This is a genomic window from bacterium endosymbiont of Bathymodiolus sp. 5 South, from assembly GCF_900128535.1.
GTDB lineage: Bacteria > Pseudomonadota > Gammaproteobacteria > PS1 > Pseudothioglobaceae > Thiodubiliella.
In genome coordinates, this window is record NZ_FQTR01000368.1 from 1 (window position 1) to 1,052 (window position 1,052).

A 1,052-nucleotide genomic window follows, 5' to 3' on the forward strand; every position below is an offset into this window, starting at 1 on the left:
ACTCAATGACTGGGATGATAATGTCTCTTTTATTACAGGGGGCTTGTCCGAGCAATTCTAACAAGCACTGACCTACGCTGCAAAAACCATTGATGCCGCAACTAAGAACTCAAAAGACACTGATTCTGCAGATAAAACTTTTTCAGTCACAGGGCACTCCCTAGGTGGTGGTATCGCCCAAGCCATTGCTTATACTTTTGGCTTAAATGGCGTTACTTTGGATGCCCCAGGTGCGAGTGCCATTGTGGCAAGTAAGGAATACCAAGTCTTTATTGCCCCACTTAAGGAAAAGTATCCTAATGCTTTTGATAATACTGAAGATACACCGAATGTAGGCGAGAATTTTATTAATATTCGTGAGAAATGTTCGTTGGTAAGTAGTATTGGTACGCCTCTAGGTACATCAATGGAAATTGATGTCGTGAGTGACACACAAACCGTTATTGGTGCACTTCTTACAATGCTAAACCCTGCAATAGGATTGGCAATACTGGCTGATAGTTTGATTAATAATCACGAAGTACGACCAACAGTTAATTATTTGAAAGACAATCCGAATCTTCATGGGTTGCAATTAATAGATAAAGAATTTGAGCAACTGGAATACGAACTAGAAGCCATTGCCCGTGAAGCAGAAAATGGCAATCTAATAATTAATGACTTTACCTTTGATGCCTTTACCTTTGAAACTACCACCCACGCCTTTGACCCATGGCAAGGCAACGACATCGTTGAACTTAACGACCAAGGTAAGTGGGTTGTTAACGCCCCAACCATTGCCTTTAATGACATAGGGGGTTTATTCAATGCTGAAAAAGCCATGTTTCAAGAAATGCAAGAGGGCTGGATAACCCACGAGGAATTTAATGCCTTTCAAGATTATGTGTTGAATCATGCAAAGGGTGATTATAATTACAACTATGATGATTCTCAAACTGACTGGCTTGATTATAACCCAATCGGGGCTTTTTATGATTCTCAAAGTGCACAGTATGATAATGCCCAGAGTGTTGCACAATATACAGGGGTGCTTATTGATAGCAACAACCAAG

General features: G+C 40.5%; 1 protein-coding gene. It reads left to right on the plus strand.

The genetic code is table 11. The features are described 5' to 3' along the window. Positions 1–217: 217 nt before the first annotated feature. The coding region (locus BBROOKSOX_RS11540) for a hypothetical protein (RefSeq protein ID WP_139662012.1) at positions 218–1,052 on the plus strand (835 nt) is incomplete at its 3' end.